This is a genomic window from Pseudofulvimonas gallinarii (genome assembly GCF_004343305.1).
GTDB lineage: Bacteria > Pseudomonadota > Gammaproteobacteria > Xanthomonadales > UBA2363 > Pseudofulvimonas > Pseudofulvimonas gallinarii.
In genome coordinates, this window is the sequence record NZ_SMAF01000003.1 from 92,046 (window position 1) to 112,805 (window position 20,760).

The 20,760-nt window shown below is 65.6% G+C and carries 14 protein-coding genes; 10 read left to right on the forward strand and 4 right to left on the reverse strand.

Going from position 1 to position 20,760, the window contains the following annotated elements; translation table 11 throughout:
* Positions 1–19: 19 nt before the first annotated feature.
* Positions 20–2,437: a penicillin-binding protein 1A gene (locus EDC25_RS03335; RefSeq protein ID WP_338108958.1), complete on the reverse strand. Its 2,418-nt coding sequence runs from the start codon at positions 2,435–2,437 to the stop codon at positions 20–22.
* Between the two features lie 322 nt (positions 2,438–2,759).
* Here EDC25_RS03335 and pilM point away from each other — a divergent pair, with 322 nt between their 5' ends.
* The 8 genes from pilM to EDC25_RS03375 all read left to right on the forward strand — a co-directional run bounded on the left by pilM (position 2,760) and on the right by EDC25_RS03375 (position 13,967).
* On the forward strand, positions 2,760–3,809 hold the full coding sequence (gene pilM, locus EDC25_RS03340) for a type IV pilus assembly protein PilM (protein WP_123522686.1): 1,050 nt from the start codon (positions 2,760–2,762) through the stop codon (positions 3,807–3,809).
* Positions 3,809–4,417 carry a PilN domain-containing protein gene (locus EDC25_RS03345; protein WP_123522685.1) on the forward strand — a complete coding sequence of 203 codons (609 nt, stop codon included), beginning with the start codon at positions 3,809–3,811 and terminating at the stop codon, positions 4,415–4,417. Before pilM ends, EDC25_RS03345 begins: the two co-directional genes overlap by 1 nt.
* A complete protein-coding gene (locus EDC25_RS03350; RefSeq protein WP_123522684.1) occupies positions 4,414–5,115 on the forward strand; it encodes a type IV pilus inner membrane component PilO in 702 nt (233 codons plus the stop codon). Before EDC25_RS03345 ends, EDC25_RS03350 begins: the two co-directional genes overlap by 4 nt.
* A gap of 97 nt (positions 5,116–5,212) precedes the next feature.
* Positions 5,213–5,671: a pilus assembly protein PilP gene (locus tag EDC25_RS03355; RefSeq protein ID WP_164484126.1), complete on the forward strand. Its 459-nt coding sequence runs from the start codon at positions 5,213–5,215 to the stop codon at positions 5,669–5,671.
* 11 nt (positions 5,672–5,682) lie between these two features.
* Positions 5,683–7,908 (forward strand): type IV pilus secretin PilQ, encoded by a 2,226-nt coding sequence (locus EDC25_RS03360; RefSeq protein WP_205985018.1) that lies wholly within the window; start codon positions 5,683–5,685, stop codon positions 7,906–7,908.
* A gap of 286 nt (positions 7,909–8,194) precedes the next feature.
* Positions 8,195–10,531, forward strand: a complete 2,337-nt coding sequence (locus tag EDC25_RS03365; protein WP_123522681.1) for an InlB B-repeat-containing protein — start codon at positions 8,195–8,197, stop codon at positions 10,529–10,531.
* 93 nt (positions 10,532–10,624) lie between these two features.
* Complete coding sequence (locus EDC25_RS03370) at positions 10,625–11,914, forward strand: dicarboxylate/amino acid:cation symporter (protein ID WP_132577232.1); 1,290 nt, start codon at positions 10,625–10,627, stop codon at positions 11,912–11,914.
* 7 nt (positions 11,915–11,921) lie between these two features.
* Positions 11,922–13,967 (forward strand): DUF2961 domain-containing protein, encoded by a 2,046-nt coding sequence (locus EDC25_RS03375; RefSeq protein WP_164484114.1) that lies wholly within the window; start codon positions 11,922–11,924, stop codon positions 13,965–13,967.
* A gap of 6 nt (positions 13,968–13,973) precedes the next feature.
* On the opposite strand, the gene EDC25_RS03380 is transcribed toward EDC25_RS03375, so the two are convergent.
* The gene (locus EDC25_RS03380; protein ID WP_123522679.1) at positions 13,974–15,755 is read right to left on the reverse strand and encodes a SpoIID/LytB domain-containing protein; all 1,782 of its coding nucleotides are present in this window, start codon (positions 15,753–15,755) and stop codon (positions 13,974–13,976) included.
* 102 nt (positions 15,756–15,857) lie between these two features.
* Complete coding sequence (locus tag EDC25_RS03385) at positions 15,858–16,727, reverse strand: c-type cytochrome (protein WP_123522678.1); 870 nt, start codon at positions 16,725–16,727, stop codon at positions 15,858–15,860.
* 211 nt (positions 16,728–16,938) lie between these two features.
* On the opposite strand from EDC25_RS03385, the gene tkt reads away from it, so the two are divergent.
* Positions 16,939–18,939, forward strand: coding sequence for a transketolase (gene tkt, locus EDC25_RS03390; RefSeq protein ID WP_123522677.1), 2,001 nt, complete (start codon positions 16,939–16,941; stop codon positions 18,937–18,939).
* Complete coding sequence (locus EDC25_RS03395; RefSeq protein WP_123522676.1) at positions 18,936–19,154, forward strand: hypothetical protein; 219 nt, start codon at positions 18,936–18,938, stop codon at positions 19,152–19,154. The genes tkt and EDC25_RS03395 overlap by 4 nt, the downstream gene beginning before the upstream one ends.
* A gap of 72 nt (positions 19,155–19,226) precedes the next feature.
* On the opposite strand, the gene EDC25_RS03400 is transcribed toward EDC25_RS03395, so the two are convergent.
* Positions 19,227–20,681: an FG-GAP repeat protein gene (locus EDC25_RS03400; protein WP_164484113.1), complete on the reverse strand. Its 1,455-nt coding sequence runs from the start codon at positions 20,679–20,681 to the stop codon at positions 19,227–19,229.
* Positions 20,682–20,760: the final 79 nt, after the last annotated feature.

Genomic DNA, 20,760 nt, shown 5'->3' on the forward strand with positions numbered 1-20,760 from the left:
AGCAAGCTGGACCGCCAGGTCAGAATATGTCGTACGCCGCTTCTTCCTCGGCGCTGGTGCCGCCAAGAATGCCTTGGCCGTGGCGGATCTTGTCGATGTCCTCACGACGCACCAGTTCGGCGATCGCGCCTGGCTCGCCGTTTTCGGCCAGGGCGCCGGTCAGCGGATTCATGGCGACGCGGACCAGTCCATCCGGCATGGTCCACTCGCGTTCGGGAACGCCTTCCAGCGCCGTGCGCATGAATTGGATCCAGATGGGCAACGCGGTGCGCGAGGCGAATTCGCCCGGGCCCAGGCTGGTGAAGTCGTCGAAACCGACCCACACCGTCGTCACCAGGTCGCCGCCGAAACCGGAGAACCAGACATCACGGAAATCGTTGGTGGTGCCGGTCTTTCCGCCAAGATCGGTGCGTCCCAGCACCTTGGCGCCGGAACCGGTTCCGCGGTTCACGACATCCTGGAGCAGACTCACCATGATGTAGGCATTGCGCGGGTCGATGGCCTGTGGGGCCGGGCGGGAGGGCGTCATGGCATTGCCACAGTCCTCGCGGGCCGTCAGTGGTTCGACCTGGAAGACCACCTGCCCGTCGCGGTCCAGGATGCGGTCGATGTACCAGGTATCGACCAGCTTGCCGCCGTTGATGAACGTCGCGTAGCCGCGCGCCATGTGCAGTGGCGCCACGGCACTGGTGCCCAGCGCCAGTGACAGGTTGGGTGGCATGGATTCGGCGCTGAACCCGAACTTGAGGATGTAGTCGCGACCGGCCATGGCGCCAATCGCCTCGAGCAGGCGGACCGAGACGAGGTTGCGGGAGCGGACCATCGCGTCGCGCAGGCGCATCGGCCCCATGAAACGGCCATCGTCGTTGCCCGGGCGCCACCAGCCGTCCGGCTGCGACGGATCGGGCAATGCGACCGGTGCGTCATTGACCAGACTGCCGGGATTGAATCCCCGCTCGAAGGCCGCGGAATAGACGAACGGCTTGAAGCTGGAACCCGGTGGACGTGCGCTCTGCGTGGCGCGGTTGAACTTGTTGAGCGCGAAGCTGAAACCGCCGACCAGCGAACGGATGGCGCCGTCGCGGCTGTCGATGGAAGCCAGCGCCGACTGCACGGCCGGCATCTGGCTGAGTCGCCAGCGGCGGTTCTCGTTGTCGAACACGACGCGGACCACGTCGCCCGGCGCCAGCACATCGCCCATCCGACGGGGTTCCGGACCTCGCGCATTGACGCTGCGGTATTCGCGCGCCCAGCGGACGCCCTCCAGGTCCAGGGAGACCGTGCGGCCGTCGCGCATTTCCAGGGTCGCGGAATCGTCGCCCACTTCGACGACCAGCGCGGGATGCAGGCCGGCAATGTTGTAGCGTCCGGCGAGCGGATCCAGACGCCAGCGGAGGGCGGGATCGCTGCCGGCAAGGTCGAGCTGCGCTTCCGGCCCGCGGTAGCCGTGCCGCTGATCGTAATCGAGGATGCCTTCGCGCACGGCGGCATTCGCAGCCTGTTGCAGGTCGCCGTCGATACTGGTCACCACGACGTAACCGTCGGTGAGCGCCCGTTCGCCCAGTCGTTCCAGTGCGTCCTGGCGGACCATTTCCGCAAGGTAGGGCGCGTCCACTTCCGCCGGCGATTCGTGAGGTCGTGCCCGCTCGGGCTCGGCCATGGCCGCTGCGTGCTGGCTGGCGTTGATGTATCCGACCTCGAGCATGCGGTCGAGGACGTAATTCCTGCGTACCAGTGCGCGCTCGGGACGGGTGATCGGATTGCCGGTGGACGGGAACTTGGGCAGCGCGGCCAGCATCGCGCATTCCGGCAGCGTCAGGTCGGCCAGCCGCTTTCCGTAATAGAAGTCGGCGGCGGCAGCGATGCCGTAGGAGCGGTGGCCGAGGAAGATCTTGTTGAGGTACAGCTCGAGGATCTCGTCCTTGCTGAGGTTCCGCTCGATGCGCAGCGCCAGCAGGATCTCCGCGGCCTTGCGCTTCAGCTTGTATTCGGAACTCAGGAAGAAGTTGCGCGCAACCTGCTGGGTGATCGTCGAACCGCCGGGCACACGGCCCTCATGGCCCCTGCCCAGCATCCAGGCGGCGCGGAAAATGCCGCGCCAGTCGATGCCCGGATGCTCGTAGAAGCGTGCGTCCTCGGCGGCGAGGAATGCATGCTTGACGCAGTCGGGAATGTCGTCGATCCGCACCGGTATGCGGCGCATTTCGCCGAAATTGGCGATCAGGCGACCGTCCCGCGTTTCGACGCGCAGGGGCACCTGCAACTGGACTTCGCGGAGCGTGGCGACCGAAGGCAGGGTTGGCGCGATCATCCAGTAAAGGACGCCCAATGCCGTGGCGCCGAGCAGCGCCATGCACAGGGAAAAGATCAGCAGCCATTTCGCGATTCGGCGCCAGCGCCGCCCGGGTGCGGCGTTGGGAGAGGAAGGTGTGGACACGGCGCGGATTATATAGGGATGATGGCGCGTAGGAGCCGCGTGTACGGTTCCCGGAAAGGTACCAGGGGCGTTGGATCGGGCGTGTCGCGGACCAGCAGTGTGGCCAGGCCGCGGGGTTTCAGGGTCCGGATGTTGCCTGAAAAGGGCGTGAACCACACGTCAGGAGAGTGATCCGGGTCGCAAAAGGGCAGGAAAAACAACACGTAACGGGTCTTTTCGCTTCAGGTTGTAAAAAAGGTGTTGCGTTCTGCTCCGGTTTTGGCCTTTAATCCACGGACAGAACAAACTGCCGTAAGAGGCCGTCTCAACAGGGGGGAACGGCGTGGGTCTCTTCAAGCCAAGCTCGCCGGCACTGGTCGGTATCGATATTTCGTCCACTTCGGTCAAGCTCCTCGAGCTCAGCCGGAGTGATCGTCGCTATCGCATCGAATCGTGGGTGATCGAACCCTTGCCTGCGGATGCGATCCGCGACAAGCAGATCACCGACAACGATGCGGTGGCCGCAGCGGTCAAGCGTGCGCTGGAGCGATCCGGCTGCAAGCTCAAGCATGCCGCGGCCGCAGTGGCCGGATCCGCGGTGATCACCAAGATCATGACCCTGCCGAGCGGCCTCAGCGAGGACGATCTGGAGGGCCAGGTGCAGGTCGAAGCCGCCCAGTTCATCCCATATCCGCTGGAAGACATCAGCCTGGACTTCGCGGTCCTCGGCAATCGCGGCAGCGAACTGGTCGATGTGGTGATGGCCGCCTGCCGGACGGAAACCGTGGATGCCCGTGTCGAAGCCATCGAGGCCGCAGGCATGACCATGGAGAAGGTGGACGTCGAAGCATTCGCCATCGCCCGGGCCGCCGAGCTGCTGCCGGTCATGCAGCAGGCGCCAATGGACGCGGTGAGCGCGATCTTCGACATCGGCGCGATGACCACCACGATGATCGTCCTGCGCGAAGGTCGCCTGGTGTACACGCGAGAGCATGCCTTCGGTGGCCGCTCGCTGGTCGAAGACGTGCAGCGCCGCTATGGCCTGAGCGGCGAAGAGGCGCAGTCGGCCATCAAGAGCGGCAGTCTCCCGGAAAGCTATGCCGAGGACGTTCTTCCCGGCTTCCGGCACAACGTTGCCGTCCAGATCGGCCGCCTCCTCCAGTACTTCTACGCCGGCAGCGAATTCAGCCGGGTCGACCAGATCATCGTCTCCGGCGGCATCGCCGTCGTGCCGGATCTGGCCGCCGCCATCAGTGCCGAGATCGACGTGCCCTGCCATATCGGCAACCCGCTTGCCGAAATGACCAGGGCGGGCCGGGTGCCCGCGCGGGCGATCGAAGAGGGCACGGCGATGATGATTGCCTGTGGTCTTGCCTTGCGGAGCTTCGACTGATGGCCGCGAATATCAACCTATTGCCATGGCGCGCGAAGCGCCGCAAGCAGCGCGAACGCGAGTTCTACACCCTGCTCGGATTTGCCGCGATCCTCGGCGTCCTGCTGGTGCTCGCGGGCATCTTCTTCTACAACGCCCGCATCGATCACCAGAAGGCACGCAACACCTATCTCACCCGCCAGATCGAGGCCTTGAACGAACAGATCAAGGAGATCGAGCAGCTGGAAGAACGACGCCGCCAGCTCATTGCCCGGAAGGAAGTCATCGAAAAGCTGCAGGCAGACCGTACGCGGATGGTCCATCTTTTCGACGAGCTGGTGCGAACCATTCCAGAAGGTGTCCGCCTGACCGCCATCAAGCAGGCAGGTCCCCAGCTCACCCTGGAAGGCTTGGCCGAGTCCCACTCGCGGGTCTCCATGTACATGAGAAGCCTAGAAGACTCCGACTGGCTGACGAGTCCCGACCTGAACATCATCGATGCCAAGGGTGAGGACCAGCGCAGCCGCTTCGCCTTCACGCTGCGTGTCCAGATGACGACGCCCGGCGCGAGTGAGAAGAAGGAAGAGGCGGATACCTTTGCCTCGGCAGGTCCGGGAGGTTCGCCATGAATCTTGCCGATTTCCGCAACCTTGATACCAGCAACGTCGGCTCGTGGCCGACTGGCGTCAAGTATACGTTCGCCTTCCTGCTGGTCATCCTGATCTGTGTCGCCGGCTGGTACTTCCAGATCAGCAACCAGCAGCTGGAGCTCGAACGGGTTGCTGCCGAGGAGCAGCGCTTGCGCAATGACTTCACCGTCAAGCAGGGCCGCGTCGTCAATCTCGAGGCCTATCGCGAGCAGCTCGCCGAGATGGACAACATGTTCCAGCAGATGGTCAAGCAGCTGCCGAGCGCGACCGAGATGCCTGAATTGCTGGTGGATATCTCCCAGTCGGCTCTGGCCGCGGGTATCGATACCCAACTGTTTTCGCCTGGCGGCGAAAGCAAGCGCGACTTCTATGCCGAAAAGCCGATCACCGTCCGCATGTTCGGGGACTACCACCAGTTTGGCGATTTCATCAGCCGCATTGCCGCGCTGCCACGCGTCGTGATCCTGGAGGTCAAGGAAATTACGCCCGAGGCGGCCCCGGCGGGCAATCAGCGGGGGCGTGCTCCAGTCCGCCGGCGACCAAACTCTTCGAATGCACCAGGTGATGCGCTGAAGCTGGAAGGAACAATCCGGACCTTCCGCTACCTGGATGAAAGCGAGCAGGCACAGCTGGAGGCGGAGAACGCCGCGGCAGCAGCACCGGCACGGAGGCGCTGACATGTATCGTCAGGGGAAAAATCAAAACAGGCAGCTGACGCAATCGCTGTTGCTGGCCGGCGCCGTCGCAGTCGGTCTCACCGGCTGTGCAGCGGGCATGGGTGATCTGGAGGACTGGGTCGCGGAAGTCAAATCTCGCCGCGGCGCTCCGCTTGAGCCTCTACCTGTCCTCAAGACGTTCGATGCCTTCGAGTATTCGGCCTACGACCTGCGCGAACCCTTCGCCGCATGGGATGTCGGCGAAGACCAGCGCTCTGTTTCCGGGGTGGCCGCAGGGCCCCGGCCTGATCCTACACGCCGCAAGGAGGCGCTCGAGTCGTTCCCGCTCGACGCGCTGGATATGGTTGGCACCATCGGTCTGGGTGCGGACATGTTCGGCCTGATCAAGGCGCCCGATGGCGTGGTCTACCGCGTTCGGCCGAACAACTACCTGGGTCAGAGTGACGGCCGGATCACTGGTGTCCGTGAAGACCGCATCGAGTTGGTAGAACTCGTCCCCAATGGAGTCGGTGGCTGGAACGAGCAGCCGGCACAGATCCCTCTTGAGAATCAGTGAGAGAGAGCCCTATGACAGCCCTCACTTCGCCCCAGAAGCGTTTCCGCAGCCGTCTAGGCCTCGCCCTGATCGCCTTGCTGGCAGCAATGCCAGCCTTCGCGGCAAACGTCCTCCAGTCGGTGAGTTACACCGCTATCAGTGGTGGCCGGATCGACATCCGCCTGGATCTCGCGAATGGCACCATCGATTCGCGCGATTTCGCGACCGACTCCCCGGCACGAATCGCCGTTGACCTGCTCGATACGAGCAATGCCTGGCGTGACCGTCGCCTCCCGGTTGGAAGCGGCGCGGTCAGTGCGGTTTCGGCAGTCGAATCCGGTGGGCGCACCCGACTGGTTGTCGACCTGCTGAGGCCGGCCAGCTATTCACTCCGGCAGGAAGGCACCGCGCTCCTTCTGACGGTCGACCCGGGTGTGTCGGCCGGCGGCTCCGCAGCCCTGGCCGCCGTCACCGATCCGACGAAACGCGCGGCCATCGCGACCAGCAACGAACTCGACCGCGTCGACTTCCGTCGCGGCAAGGACGGCGAGGGTCGCATCCAGTTCGTGTTCACCGGCGAAAATGTCGCCGCGGACATGCGCGAACTGGGCAACCGTCTGCAGCTTGAACTCGCCAACGTCCGGGTGCCGGAGCGCAATGCGCGCCGCCTGGATGTGACCGACTTCGCGACGCCGGTCCAGTTCGTCGACATCAAGCCCGTCGGTGACAGTGGCGCGCGGATTGAAATCGGGACCAGTGGCTCAGTGGAGACGCTGGCCTACCAGACCGGCAGCGAGTATGTGGTCGAAGTGGCGCCGAAGCGCGAGGTCTCGGCGGCGGAGCGGCGCAACCGCCCGCCGGAATATGCCGGCCAGCGTGTGACCTTCAACTTCCAGGATATTCCCGTGCGCTCGGTCCTGCAGCTTATCGCCGACGTCTCGGAACTCAATGTCGTCGTCGCTGACAGCGTGCAGGGCAACATCACGCTTCGCCTTGTGAATGTGCCCTGGGACCAGGCGCTCGACATCATTCTGCAGGCAAAGGGTCTGGACAAGCGCAGCCAGGGCAACGTGATCTGGGTCGCGCCGCAGCAGGAGATCGCGACGCGTGAGAAGGAGATGGAAGATGCGCGTATCGCCATCGAGGAGCGCGCCGAACTGGTCACCGACTATATTCCGGTCAGCTTCGGCAACGCCGAAGACATCGCCAAACTGCTGACGGTCGAAAGCCAGCAGACCCAGGGCGCCTCGGGCAGCGGCGGCGGCTCGCAGTCGCGCGGATTCCTGTCCCCCCGAGGCAGTGTCTCGTTCGACCGCCGCACCAATACGCTGCTGGTCAGTGACATCCCGTCGAAGATCCAGGAGATCCGTGAGCTCGTCGCGCTGCTTGACCGACCCGTCCAGCAGGTGCTGATCGAATCGCGCATCGTGATCGCAAACGAAAACTTCGCCCGCGAACTGGGTGCCCGATTCGGCATAAGTGGCGCCAAGGAAGATGGCAACGGCAATGTGTTCAGCACGGCGGGCAGTGCGGCAGGGACGGACCGCATGAGTGCAATGGCTGTTCGCAACCGCTATACCGGGGTGAGCCGTGGATTGCCGGTGTACGTTGCGCCCGAGGAGCCCGGTGATCCGATGCCTTCGCCAGGCCTGGGCGAGCGCCTGAACTTCAATCTGCCCGTGCAGACGGCTGGCGCCGGAAGCTTCGCGCTCGCGATCCTCGGTGCGGACTACCTGCTGGATCTGGAACTGTCCGCGCTGCAGGCGGAAGGCCGCGGTGAAGTGGTTTCCAACCCGCGCGTGATCACGGCCAACCAGCAGGAAGCCATCATCAAGCAGGGTGACGAAATCGGTTACCAGACGACTCAGGTATCGGGTGGTGTCGCCCAGACGACGGTGAACTTCAAGGAAGTGGTGCTGGAGCTGAAGGTGACGCCGACCATCACGAACGACGGTCGCGTGTTCCTTGCGCTGGCGGTCAAGAAGGATGAAGTCGCCGAGCTGCTGCAGACGCCCCAGGGTGTGGTGCCCGCCATCACCAAGCGCGAGATCAATACCGCAGTGCTTGTCCAGGATGCCGAGACCGTTGTGCTGGGCGGCGTTTACGAGATCAGCTCGCGCGAGGACCTGCAGAAGGTACCGTTCCTTGGAGACGTGCCGCTGCTTGGCAACCTGTTCCGGAACAAGAACAAGAGCACCTCCAAGGCGGAGCTGTTGATTTTCGTGACACCGAAGCTGTTGCGTGACACGCTGCAGTGACGGTTTGTCGGTACCCATTTGGTTGACAGGTTTGGAGAACACGATGATGCGCGCCCTCCTAAGGCTCGTTCCAATTCTTTCCTGCCTCGGGCTGGTAGCCTGCGGCGGCGGTGGTGGTGACAGCGGTGGTGCGGCGCAGCCGCCCCAGCCTGTCGCCCTGAGTGTCAACGTTGGCAGCAGCAGCCTCGGTGTCACATCGATCACTGACGTAGTGGTAAACGTCTCCCGCAGGGGAACCGGTGTGCCTGACGGCACGCCCGTGACCCTGAGCGTCGATCAGCCCAGCATGGGTCAGGTTGGTGCGGCGACCGGCGAGAACCAGAGCTTCAACAATTCGGCCAGCGCGCCAACGACGGGTGGGCAGGCGCGATTCCGCTTCAAGAGCAGCACGGCGACGGGTACCGTCCAGCTGCGTGCATCGATTGCGGATCCGGGGGCCCAGCCCGCCACCGCAACGATCAGCCTGAATGGCGGTCCGAGCAACGACACCCGCCTTACGCTGCAGGCGAATCGTCAGACCATTCCGGTGAATGCCGAAGGCCTGCCGCCATCCTGCCGCGACTTCCCTTATCAGGCAGAGGTCACCGTTACCTGGCGTAACCTTCGTGGCGAACTCGTGACCGCGCCGGAAGACGAGGAAGCCATGCGTGCCGTGTGGACTTCCGAGGACAACGTGGGCGCGCTATCGACACCGGACGATCCCGATACGGACGAGAACGAATGCGAGATGTATTTCGCCTCGACCCGTGTCGTCATGAACGCCGGTCGGGGTACGGTGCTGGTCCGCTCTCTGGGGAATGCCGGCTCAGGCCGCCTGACCGTATCGGTTGTCGACCAGGATACCGGTGAGAACCTCAGTGCGGAAATGCCGTTCACGATGACGTCCGGCGTGCCGGGAATCCCGGGTACCGTTCGTGTCGCGCAGGAAGGTCCCCCGGCCTACGTCCAGGGTTCCGGCGGCAGCACCAGCCGGCAGTTGCGGATCTTCGTCGACGACGGTGCGGGAAATCCTGTCCCTAACCCGGTGTCGGGCAGCACCAGCTACAACAATGTTCGTCTCGAGATTCTCGATCAGGAGGGTGAGCGCCTCAGCGTCACGACCGCGGCAGGGGTGACCCAGGAAGGCCACACCGTGTCCACGCGCACCTTCAACGGCGTTGCCGGCGCACTTTTCCGGACCGCCAACCGGCAGGGTATCGTCCGCATCCGCGCGACGGCTGATCGCGCTGACAACAACGTCGACAACGGCATCACCGATCCGGTCGTCGGCGAGGGCTCGGTCGTCGTATCCGACGGCCAGCTCTTCAGCGTCACCCTGACGACCCCGGTCATGGATTCCCTCTTCGTGAACAGGACCCATGTCCTGTTGCCCGAAGACGACGACGAGAATGCACCCGCGGATGGCACCTACAGCCTGATCGTGAGCGCCATCGCCACCGACCGCATGGGCAATCCGGTACTGCCCGGCACGACCCTGCAGTTCGGCCTGATCGACAGCCCGCTGGCCGCCAACGGCAACTTCGCGCTGTTTGGAATGAACGGCGATCCGCAAGAGGGCGGCACGCTCTTCAGCGCATCCAATGGCGCCTTCACCACCGCCGGCGGTGGTGTCGGCCCGGGCGACACCCTTGTCCTGTTCGGCAAGGATGTCACCGGCAATGAAGACCTTGAAGGATCGCGCGTGGTGCAGTCTGTCAGCAGCGCGACGAGCCTGAGCGTGACGCGTCGATTCAACTTCAACGACCACACGGGCCAGAGCGTCAACCGCGGGCCGGTCGTGCCATATGCCATCGGACGCGCACAGGTCGGCAACATCCACGAGTCCGCCCGTACCAACGCCAATGGCGTTGCAACGGTCTACATGAACTACCCCGTGACCCATCTGGGCCGCGCAGCCATCGTCTGGGTCCAGGGCAATGGCGCAGTGGTGTCCGGCGAGCCGAAGACGGTTGGTGATGTCGAGTTCTACAGCTTCGCAGGCCTGGCGCCGGCGCAGCTGATGGCTGCACCGGAGTCCATCACCGCCAATCAGGCGTCGCATGTCATGGTGTGCCTGAGCGATGCGCGTGGTGAAGCCATGCGTGGTGCGAGCATCGGTTTTGCCTTCCAGGGCCTGACCTCGGGCAGTGGCAGCATCACCGGTCAGGGCTCCAGCGGGGTGGTCGGTCCGACGGATGCGAGCGGTTGTGTCGGCGTCACCGCAGTGACGACGGGTATCCAGGCGGGTGGTGGCAACCCGTCTCTGGTGTTCTTCGTTGGCGGTGCACAAGCGGTTGTCGAAATCGTCGGCGGCGAGGAACCGGAAGACCCAGGCTCCACTGAAACGGTTACGCTGACGGTGAACATCACCGGCGAGACCGGCAACGTGCAGCTGAGCAGTTCGGAAAACAGCTTCTCGCCGCCGCGCCCCAGTGGTCTGGCAACCTGCGAAAGGACGAGTACGGCCGCTCCGACCACGACCTGCACTTACGAAATCGTCCTCGGGCGCAGCGTCGGGCTTACCGCAATGCCCACCGGCGGAAGTGCCTTCGGTGCCTGGTCGGGTGACTGTGCAGGGGGTGCGGCGACAGTGTCGCAGCTGATGAACGGCGATCGCAGCTGCACTGCGAACTTCGTGCCGTAGTCTTTGAAAAGCGGTGAACGGTTGTAACGGAACGGCGGCCAATGGCCGCCGTTTTGCTACATTCGCTTCTCCGGAGCGAGGCACAGAGAGTCCATGGCACTGCACACCAAGCTGTTGATCGGCTTCCTTGTTGGCCTGATCGGTGGCCTGATCGTGAACTTTACTGCTGGCGGTGACGCCGACTGGGTGGTCTGGCTGACCGGTTACGTCACGCAGCCCGTCGGCACCATCTTCCTGCGCCTGCTCTTCATGCTGGTCATACCGCTGCTGTTCTCGGCGCTGGTGGTCGGTGTGGCGGAAATGGGCGACGTCCGTGCACTGGGACGGATCGGCTGGAAGACGCTGGCCTATTCCGCGCTGGTCTCCGCCGTCGCGGTGGTCATCGGCATGACCCTCGTCAACGTCCTCAAACCGGGCAATGGTGTCGATCCGGCCGTTGCCGAGCGCCTGCTGGGCGATGCCGCGGATCGGGCGCAATCCATCGTGACATCGGCGCGCGAAGGGGCCAGTGGCGTGATGATGCTGGTGCAGATCGTTCCGGACAATGTCATCCGTGCCGCCGCAAGCAACGACGTCCTGGCGGTGATGTTCTTCGCGCTCATGTTCGGCATCGGGCTGGTGCTGGCGCGTGGGCGCCCGGGGACCGAAGCCTTGAAGGGTGCCATCGAAGGGCTGTTCGAGGTCATGATGACCCTGATCAACCTGGTCATCCGGTTCGCGCCCTACGCCGTGGCCTGCCTGGTCTTCAACCTTGCCGCGCTGTTCGGCTGGGATCTGCTCATCCGGTTGGGTGCGTATGCAGGTGTCGTCCTCTTGGCATTGGCCCTGCACTTCGTTGTTGTCTATACGTTGGCGGTGAAGTATCTCGGGGGCATGTCGCCGGGGTTCTTCTTCCGCGGCGTGCAGGAGGCCGTGCTGGTCGCGTTCTCGACCTCGTCCAGCAATGCCACGCTGCCAACCGCCCTCAAGGTGGCGGAAGAGAACCTCAAGTTGCCGCACAAGATCTCGCGTTTCGTCCTGACTGTGGGCGCGACCGCGAACCAGAATGGCACCGCGCTGTTTGAAGGTGTGACGGTGTTGTTCCTTGCCCAGTTCTTTGGCGTCGACCTGAGTTTCCAGCAGCAGCTGCTGGTCATGATGGTCTGCATTCTCGGTGGCATCGGTACCGCTGGTGTGCCTTCCGGCTCACTGCCGGTGATTGCCATGATCTGCGCGATGGTTGGCATTCCTCCGGAAGGCATTGGTCTGATCCTGGGCGTCGACCGGCTGCTCGACATGTCGCGCACCGTGCTCAATGTCACCGGTGATCTGACGGCAGCGGTGGTGGTTTCCCGTGGCGAATCGGACCTGCCCGATGCAGCCGTGGCGGAGACGACTGGCTAGGCTGCGGATGGCATCGGGCACGGCAGTCCTCCTGTCAGGGCTGCTGTGCCCACGCATCGCCAGCCCTGAGCCACCACCCTGGGCCTACTGGTCCGATCCGCTCGTCCTGTCACGCCATCGCGATGACCATGCGGTGGTCCTGTATTCCACCTTCAGTCCGGTGCCGTGCGCATACGGCCCCGATGGCGCAGTCGAGCCGGGCGCCTTGGAATGCCGCTACGACCATCTGTATCGCCCGCTTGGACGGCATCGCGAGCTGCGCCTAGAAGGTGACGAGCTGCTATTGGTGGATGAGCAAGGCGCCGGCGCACTCGTCCGCGCGTGGCTGACGACCGGCGATGGCTTCAGTGCCGACTTTCCCGCCGCACTGCGCCTGCGTATCCGGTTGGACGGGAGTCCGGATCCGTTCGTCGATATCGCGCTGAACGACTGGTTCGCAGGCGATGTCTCCCCGCACCTGGCGCCCCTTGCCGGCAACAGGCATTCTGCGGCCGGCGCCGGCTTCAATCTCGTACCGGTAGTGTTCAATGCCGGGATGACAATCAGCCTCGCCGGTGGCGATCAGGCGATCGATGCGAACAGGGTCTGGTACCAGTTCAACATCCATCGTGTAGCGGCTGACGTCGAAATCGGCGCGTCCGGATTTCCGGCCGATTGGCCGGCGCTGCACGCATTCATCAGCACGACACCGGGGGCGTACCCGTGGCCCGGGGCACCCGCTTGGGTGAGCGGGCAGCGCACGATCAAGCCGGGTGTCGAGGAAACGCTGCTCGAACAGGCCGGGTCCGACTCGCTGCTCGGCCTCCGGTTGCGCGTTCCCGACGGGGTGGACGGGTCGTCGCTCCGTCTTCGGATGCGCTTCGATGAGGGTTCCGACATCGACCATCCACTGACCGACTGGTTCGGCATGGGCAGCGAACCGACCGAGGCGCCGAGGTCCCTGCTGGTCGGTCTGGACGACGACGGATTCGCCTATCTGTTCTGGCCCATGCCATTCCACAGTCAGGCGAGCGTGCGCCTTCTGCAAGCCGGACGAGGCGGCGAAGTGACTGTCGATTACGCCTACGTGCTGGACGGCAGACCTGCGCCCGAAGACGCCATGCATTTCGGTATCCGCGTTGCGGACCAGTGCATCGGCACCGGCCGGCACCAGAGTGACCTGTCGCTGCTTGCCCTTGGTGGCCGCGGTCGCTGGCTCGGACTGTCGACCCGCCAGCACAACCTGCTGTCCGACAACGCGAACTATCTCGAAGGGGACGAGCGCATCCATATCGACGGCAGCGCCCATCCGGCCTTGCACGGAACCGGCAACGAGGACTTCTACAACGCCGGCTTCTATTTCGATCATGGCGGCTACGGCTACCCCTTTGCCGCGCCCATGACCGGCGCCCCCTGGCATCAGCGCGTCGCTGGTACGCCGGTGGCGTCGCGCATGTATCGCCTGTTGCTGGCCGATGCCGTTCCGTTCCGCTCCAGCCTTGATGTCCGGCTGGAACGCGGCGCCTATGGCGACCAGGCCATGTGCGCCGACGCGACGGCCTGGTTCTATCACGAACCCGGGCGGGCGATGCTACCGGTCTCGACGCTGGACCTGGTATCGGCTTCGAGCATTCAGGCAAGTCATTACGTTGCCCCGGCGTCGGCGTCATGCAGCGACCTGTCATCGCACTACATCGACGAGCCACCGACCCAGCGAAGCGGCCGCGTCTGCCGCTTCAGCGAGGGAACTTCATCGTTCCGGTTCCATCTGCGCAATCGGGCGCAGAGGCTGTGGCTGCGAAGACGCTTCGACGCGCTGGAGGGTGGCCAGGCGGCCATCGTGGTCGTCAATGGCCAGGAGGCCGGCAGGTTCCCATATGCGCCGAAACAGCCGTGGCGGCGCTGGCAGGAAGTGGATCTGCCCCTGGCAATGCCGCCGCAGCCTGCGGGCTCGATGCTGGACATCCGGATCGTCCCCATCGACAGCGCAGCACTGTTCACCGAGGCGGCATACACGCTGCTCGCGCCACCTGGCGATCTGCTGCACGCCGATGGTTTCGATCCGGTCCGCTGACCGCGTTCACTGCAGTCCGTCGTAGAAGATCAGGTCACCGTTGGCGACCACGCGGAGGGCAGCAGGAACAAGCAGCAGATCCTGCGCAAGGTCGTCCGGGCTGATCGAACCGTCCTCGTCGATGTCGACATACAGCGAGCCGTAGACATCGTACGTGCCGGCGCCCGATCCGGAAGGCAGCTCGAACACGCGCTGGTGCTGGGAGCCTCCGGATGGCAGCACGGCCGGTGCGTCGTTACCCGGATCGTCGATAAAGGGGCCAGGCGGCCGGCGAAGGCTGGCGCCCAGCAGCACGCGTTCGTGCGCGGTGCTGGCCAGGTTGCGCGCGTTGAACTCGAGCACCAGCGTTGCCCCAGGCACAAGGGTGCGTTGGCGCGGGCGCACCATGTCCAGTGCGAGCACCTGCGTCATTGTTGCCGTGCGCAGCCCGCTGCCGGCGCCATGCTGGTTGTAATAGTGATTGACCTGCCAGCGCCATGTCTGCAGATGTGGTGGCTGCGACCAGCGCTGCGTACCCCACTGGCTCATGCCACGGCCGTGTCCGAAACAGTCGCGGTCAAGACCGACAGCATCGGGAAGGCAGGGCCAGTTCGCCGCCGGTGAGCCGGCGAAGCCATTGCCGCAGGACAGGTCCTGGTTGGCGCAGCTCTGGGTTCCCAGGCGACAGTTGTTCTCCGCGGAATACTCGCTGCGGAACACGGCGCCATTGCGCTGGAGCATCAGTCCGGCGGTGCGCGCCACCGCCAGATCGGTGTTCGCCGAAGTATCGCCGTCATTGACCTGGCAGCAGGCGGAAGAACAGATGTCGAACGCACGCCCTGGCACCGGATTCAGGGCATGCCAGGCGCCGTAGCTGCGGTAGGCGACACTGCCGGCTCGCAGCGACTGTGTGGACCAGGATGCGATCCATTCGTCATTGAGGCCCCGGCGGACATAGGTCTCCAGATCGAAGACGCAGACGTGATTGCAGCTGCCGGTACAGCAGGTGGTGCTGCAGCTGGCATCGGCGTAACCGACACGCACGCTCGCCGGCGGCTCGACGGGCGTGCCGGCCGGCCATTGCATTTCGCGACCCGCCTCGATCGCTTGCGACAGCGTGTCCGCCGGCAACAGGTGACGGTGCCCGGGCTCGTCCGCGCCGGCAGCGGAAAAGTCGATGATCAACCGCAGGTCCGAACCGCGAGCGACCGCCACCGCGCGTTCGATGCGACGCCCATCGGCTGCGGTCACGACCAGCTGATGGCGGACCAGCGCGGTGTCAGCGGGAGCTTCGGGCAGCGGCAGCGAAAATGCGCCCTGGGCGTCGCTGATGGCGCTTTCGCTGCCGCCGGCCCACTGCACGCGGACATCTTTCATCGGCTGCAGGCTGTCCGGATCGATCACGAAGCCATGCAGGGCCGCCGCGGCATGCCGCGCCACTGCGGGGATCCGCGCCGGTTGCAGCCAGAGCGTCCAGCCTTCGATACCGGTGGAGGGTTCGATCACGGTGAGCAGCGTCCTGTAGCCGTCGCTGGAAACGCGCGCCGCGGTTCGGCCTTCAACCGGCATGGCGGCACGGGCGCCCGCTTCAATCCGGTGGATGCGGACATCGCCGGTCCGATCGAATACATCCGCCAGCGCGGCGGCGGTCGGGGCGATGTCGTTCGGCAGTGATGCCAGTTCGACCCGCGCCGGAATCCCGCGGCCGGTTTCGCCATCGCGAACGACCACCGGCTGCGCCCGGGCGGCTTGTGAAGCCAGCAGCATTGCGAATACTGGAATCAATCCGAAGCGGCTCCCGCCTGCCATCCCGTCCTCCCTGGTGCACCCCGCACCCCCGCGCGACACCGTAGCGCAAGCCGCGGAACGATGTCGCGCAGGAACGGCGAGGATCCGACGAAGGCCGCTGCCTCAGGGTCCCGTCGCAGCCAGCTCGCGGAAGAACAGCCACATCGCGGACAGTTCCACATCCGTCATGGTCCTGAAGGCCTGCCAGGGCATCAGCGGATGCACGGGCGTGCGGTCCGGGCGCAGACCTTCGCGCATCAGACGGCGGAAGTCCTCGGCCTGCCAGTCATGCAACGCCGTCAGGTCGGACGCCGGCGGCATCTCCGGCGGCGTGCCCGGGACGCGACCACCACGGTAGCCGCCGCCATGGCAGCCCCTGCAGGTGCGGGCGACGTAGGCGCCGAATTCGGCGGTGGCGGCGGGCGCCGGCGCCGCGCGCTCGCGCGGGCGGTGGTCGACATGGCGCGCAGGCACCAGCTCCAGCTGACCGAAGGCGAGCAACAGACGGCCAAGCGGACGCACCTGCGTCGTACCCGGATCGTTGTCGACGGCGGGCAGGCTTTCCAGATAGGCGGCCAGCGCGGCGGCATCGGCGTCGCTCAGCTCCGCGTAGTCCTCGATCGGCATGAAGCGCAATGCGCGGCCGTCATGGGCGACGCCGTGGCGGACGGCGCGACCGAAGGCGTCCCGGTCGTAATGACGGCCTTCGCCTGCGGCCGTGAGATTGCTGGCAACCACCCTGGCCGGGGGCACGTCGAACACGACGCGGCCCTCGCCGCGCTCGCCGTGGCAGTCGGAACAGCCCCGGCTGTGGAACAGGTGGCGACCGTGCGCGCGGCCGTCGTCGCCGACCCTGGCCAGGGGTGGATCGGCCACGTCGATACGCAACGAGAGCACGCGTTCGCTGCTCCACCAGGCGAAGGCGAATGCGCCGATCAACAGCGTAAGGACAGCCAGTGCGGCCAGGCACAGCCAACTCAGGGCTCGTTTCATGCGTGAAATCCGTGCTTGAAGTGAATCGGGATGTGCCGGGAGCTACGCGGCGCTTGCGGCGAAGCCATCAGTCGCCGGCCTCGCCGTGTACACGCCATTCAGGCAACGCCCGGCGATCGGTGCGTTTCCGGACACGGCGCGGCTTGGGCGCAGGCGCCACTCTCGGCGACAATAGGCATCCCGCCTGCCGCCCTGTCCCGGAGTGCCCGAAATGCCCAGTCGTCGCGACCTCGCCAATGCCATCCGCGCCCTCGCCATGGATGCCGTGGAGGCGGCCAAGTCCGGCCATCCGGGCATGCCCATGGGCATGGCCGATATCGCCGAGGTGCTCTGGAACGACTTCCTGCGCCATGACCCGGGCAATCCGGGATGGCCGGACCGCGACCGCTTCGTGATCTCCAACGGCCACGGTTCGATGCTGCACTACGCGCTGCTGCACCTGTCCGGCTACGACCTGCCGATCACCGAACTGAAGCGCTTCCGCCAGTTGCACAGCCGCACGCCCGGACACCCGGAAGCCTTCGAGACGCCAGGGGTGGAAACCACCACCGGCCCGCTGGGCCAGGGACTCGCCAACGCCGTCGGCATGGCGCTGGCGGAAAAGCTACTGGCGGCGCGATACAACCGCCCCGAGCATCCGGTCATCGATCACCGCACGTGGGTGTTCCTCGGTGACGGCTGCCTGATGGAGGGCATTTCCCACGAAGCCGCCTCGCTGGCCGGCACGCTCAAGCTCGGCAAGCTGGTGGCGTTCTATGACGACAACGGCATCTCCATCGACGGCGAAGTCGAGGGCTGGTTCAGCGACGACACCGTCAAGCGCTTCGAAGCCTATGGCTGGCAGGTGATCCCGGCGGTCGATGGCCACGACGCCGAAGCCATCAAGTCGGCGATCGTCGCCGCACTTGACGACGAGGACCGGCCGACGCTGATCTGCTGCCGCACCACGATCGGTTACGGCGCGCCCAACAAGGCCGGCAAGGAGGTTTCACATGGCGCGCCGCTGGGCGCCGAGGAAATCGCCGGCGCGCGCAAACTGCTCGGTTGGCCGCATGCACCGTTCGAGATTCCGCACGAGATCATGGCTGGCTGGGACGCGCGCCTTGCCGGAGGCATGCGCAGCAAGGAATGGCAGCGCCACTTCGACGCCTATGCCCGCGTCTATCCCGCCGAGGCCGCCGAACTGACGCGGCGCCTGCGTGGTGAACTGCCTGAAGGCTTCGCGGCCGAAGCCCGTGCCTACATCGAGTCGGTGCAGGCGAAGCTGCCGGAAGTCGCCTCACGCAAGGCCAGCCAGCAGGCCATCGAAGCCTTCGCGCCGCTGCTGCCGGAAATGGTCGGCGGCTCCGCCGACCTCGCCGGTTCCAACCTGACGCTCTGGAAGGGATCGGTAGACGTCAACACCGATCCGGCGCGTGGCAACTACGTCTACTACGGCGTGCGCGAATTCGGAATGAGCGCGATCGCCAATGGCCTGGCGCTGCACGGCGGCTTCCTGCCGTACGACGCGACCTTCCTGGTGTTTTCGGATTACGCCCGCAACGCCGTGCGCATGAGCGCGCTGATCCCGGCACCGGTCATCCATGTCTACACGCACGACTCCATCGGCCTGGGCGAGGACGGCCCGACGCACCAGCCGGTCGAACACCTGGCCTCGCTGCGCTACATTCCGAACAACGAGCTTTGGCGCCCGGCCGACGCCGTCGAAAGCGCGGTTGCCTGGCAACGCGCCATCGAGCGCCGGGACGGACCGACCTGCCTGGTGTTCTCGCGCCAGAACCTGGTCTGCCAGTCGCGCGATGCCGACACGCTGTCGGCCGTTTCACGCGGTGGCTACATCCTGCTCGATCCCGCAGATGCCAAGGTCGAAGCCATCGTCCTGGCGACCGGATCGGAGGTGGAACTGGCGATGTCGGCCGCGCGCCAGCTGGCCGGCGAGATCGGCGTGCGCGTGGTCTCGATGCCGTGCACCAGCGTCTTCGACGCGCAGCCGCTGGAATACCGGGAAGGCGTGCTGCCCTCGTGGTGCCGTGCGCGCGTCGCCGTCGAAGCGGCCCATCCGGATTACTGGCGGCGCTATGTCGGCCTGGATGGCGAAGTCATCGGCCTGGCCGGCTTCGGTGCCTCGGCACCGGCGCCGCAGCTGTTCGAGCACTTCGGCATCACCGTCGAGGCCACCGTCGCCGCCATCCGCAAGGTCGTCGGGCGATGACGGCGGGCGCAGGACGCACGCTGGCGGCGGTATCGCTGCTCGTGTCCATGGCACTGGCCGGCTGCTGGGGCGGGGGCGCCGAGGTGCGCAACAGCAACCAGGCCACGACCGTAGGCCAGGAGCTCATCGACCTGCAGCGCGCCCGCGACCAGGGCCTGCTCGACGAACGCGAATACGAAAAACAGCGCCGGCGCATCCTGCGCCGGCGCGACTGAACGCGATATCCCTTGGCCCGCCGGTGCGACCGGCTCCTTCCCTGGGGCCGGTCGCCGGACCATCGGGGAGAATCAGAGAATGCAGCCTGGCGCCGGGCCGTGGCATTCGAAGTCGTCGGCGAAAATGGCGTCGTTGAGGTCCCAGCCGTAGACATTGACGCGGCCGAAACCGGTCGGCTCACCGGGCAGGCCGACCGCCAGCCAGGCCTCGTCACCGGCCAGCGCGTAGCCGGCCTGCGAGGTCGGGAAGCTGGCGGCGAGGGGGTCGAACGGCTCGTCGCTGTGGCGGATCCAGGCACCCGCGTCGAGCAGGTAGTGGATGACCTGGCCGAAGTAGGTCGAATACGGGAAGTGCGGTGCGCCGGCCACGACCCGGTTCGGCGTCAATGCGTGCACCGCGTGTCCCATGCGGTTCTGGCTGACGACGACCTGGGCCGTCGGTATGGCGAGGATCTCGTCCGCGTTCTGGGACCAGCCGCAGCCACCCACGATGGTGCAACTGCGCGACATGATGGTGATGCTGCCCGAGGGCGTCGCCGTCGGCGGCATCAAGGTCGGGTTCGGCACCAGCCTTTCCGGTGCGCCGATGACCAGGCGTCCGGTATGCATATGGATGCTGTGGCCGAAGCGGCTGTTCGCAGGTCCATCGATGGTGCGCTCAACGGGCCAGTCCATCACCGTCGCGCCCATCGCGCGCATTTCCACGCGGTCCTTGCCGGGAATGCCCACGCCGAGCAGCAGCGTCATGCCCGGCGAAGGACCCGCCCGGTTGAACAGCAGCGAGTGACCGTACCTGGAGTCGTTGTTCGCGGCAATGGCCGGTGGCGCCAGGGTTGCGGCCTGGTCCCAGGCCAGCAGCCAGCGGAACACCTCGACCGCGCCGGTGTTGGCGCCCAGCCCGCCACCGAGCGGAAAGGTGCGTCCCGGGCAGCCCATCGCCGCCATCGGCAACGGGCTGTCAGTGCCCGGCGCGCCATCGATGATCGCGACGCTGTAGCCGCAGGTGTCCCCGTTCGTCGTGCCGACGAGGTTTATCGCGTCGACATAATTGCCCGTGGCGCCGTCGCGGTTGTAGATCACTGCGCGGCCGCGCGCGTTGCCCGATACCTGATGCCAGGGGCAGCCGACCATCAGGAAGTTGTCGCTCAGGGCGACGGTGTGGCCGCACTGCCCGTCGCCGCCGGTGCCGAACGCGATGCGCTGGTGCAGCGACCAGCCCAGGCCGGACTCGTTGCGACGGTAGATGAATACCGCGCCGCGCGCGAAGATATTGCCGCTGCTTCCGGTGAGGGTGCCGGGTGCGCCCACTACAAGCGTGTCGCCGCGCAGCGCCACCGAATGGCCGAAGCGCGGATCATCCTGCTCCGGCAGGCCGCTGAAATCGCCTTCGAGCGAGGCCACCAGTTCGTGGACGGGATCGAGAACGGCCGAACCGCGATCGTCCGCGAGGGCGGGCGATCCGGCCTGCGCAGCGACGGCGCAGGCCAGCACGATTCGGGAAAGGGAGGCGGTGGAACGTCGGGACATGATGGGCTCCATGGATGAGGGAGGGTGACGTGCCCGGTCCGTTGCCCGTTGCCTCTGCACAGTTGAGAGGTCGCGGCAG

Excerpts from the sequence above, each read along its gene's own strand:
- EDC25_RS03345 (WP_123522685.1), top strand. The coding sequence starts at position 3,809 with ATGGCCGCGAATATCAACCTATTGCCATGGCGCGCGAAGCGCCGCAAG.
- EDC25_RS03350 (WP_123522684.1), top strand. The coding sequence starts at position 4,414 with ATGAATCTTGCCGATTTCCGCAACCTTGATACCAGCAACGTCGGCTCG.
- EDC25_RS03355 (WP_164484126.1), top strand. The coding sequence starts at position 5,213 with ATGGGTGATCTGGAGGACTGGGTCGCGGAAGTCAAATCTCGCCGCGGC.
- EDC25_RS03360 (WP_205985018.1), top strand. The coding sequence starts at position 5,683 with ATGACAGCCCTCACTTCGCCCCAGAAGCGTTTCCGCAGCCGTCTAGGC.
- EDC25_RS03365 (WP_123522681.1), top strand. The coding sequence starts at position 8,195 with ATGGGTCAGGTTGGTGCGGCGACCGGCGAGAACCAGAGCTTCAACAAT.
- EDC25_RS03370 (WP_132577232.1), top strand. The coding sequence starts at position 10,625 with ATGGCACTGCACACCAAGCTGTTGATCGGCTTCCTTGTTGGCCTGATC.
- EDC25_RS03375 (WP_164484114.1), top strand. The coding sequence starts at position 11,922 with ATGGCATCGGGCACGGCAGTCCTCCTGTCAGGGCTGCTGTGCCCACGC.
- EDC25_RS03380 (WP_123522679.1), bottom strand. The coding sequence starts at position 15,755 with ATGGCAGGCGGGAGCCGCTTCGGATTGATTCCAGTATTCGCAATGCTG.
- EDC25_RS03385 (WP_123522678.1), bottom strand. The coding sequence starts at position 16,727 with ATGAAACGAGCCCTGAGTTGGCTGTGCCTGGCCGCACTGGCTGTCCTT.
- tkt (WP_123522677.1), top strand. The coding sequence starts at position 16,939 with ATGCCCAGTCGTCGCGACCTCGCCAATGCCATCCGCGCCCTCGCCATG.
- EDC25_RS03395 (WP_123522676.1), top strand. The coding sequence starts at position 18,936 with ATGACGGCGGGCGCAGGACGCACGCTGGCGGCGGTATCGCTGCTCGTG.
- EDC25_RS03400 (WP_164484113.1), bottom strand. The coding sequence starts at position 20,681 with ATGTCCCGACGTTCCACCGCCTCCCTTTCCCGAATCGTGCTGGCCTGC.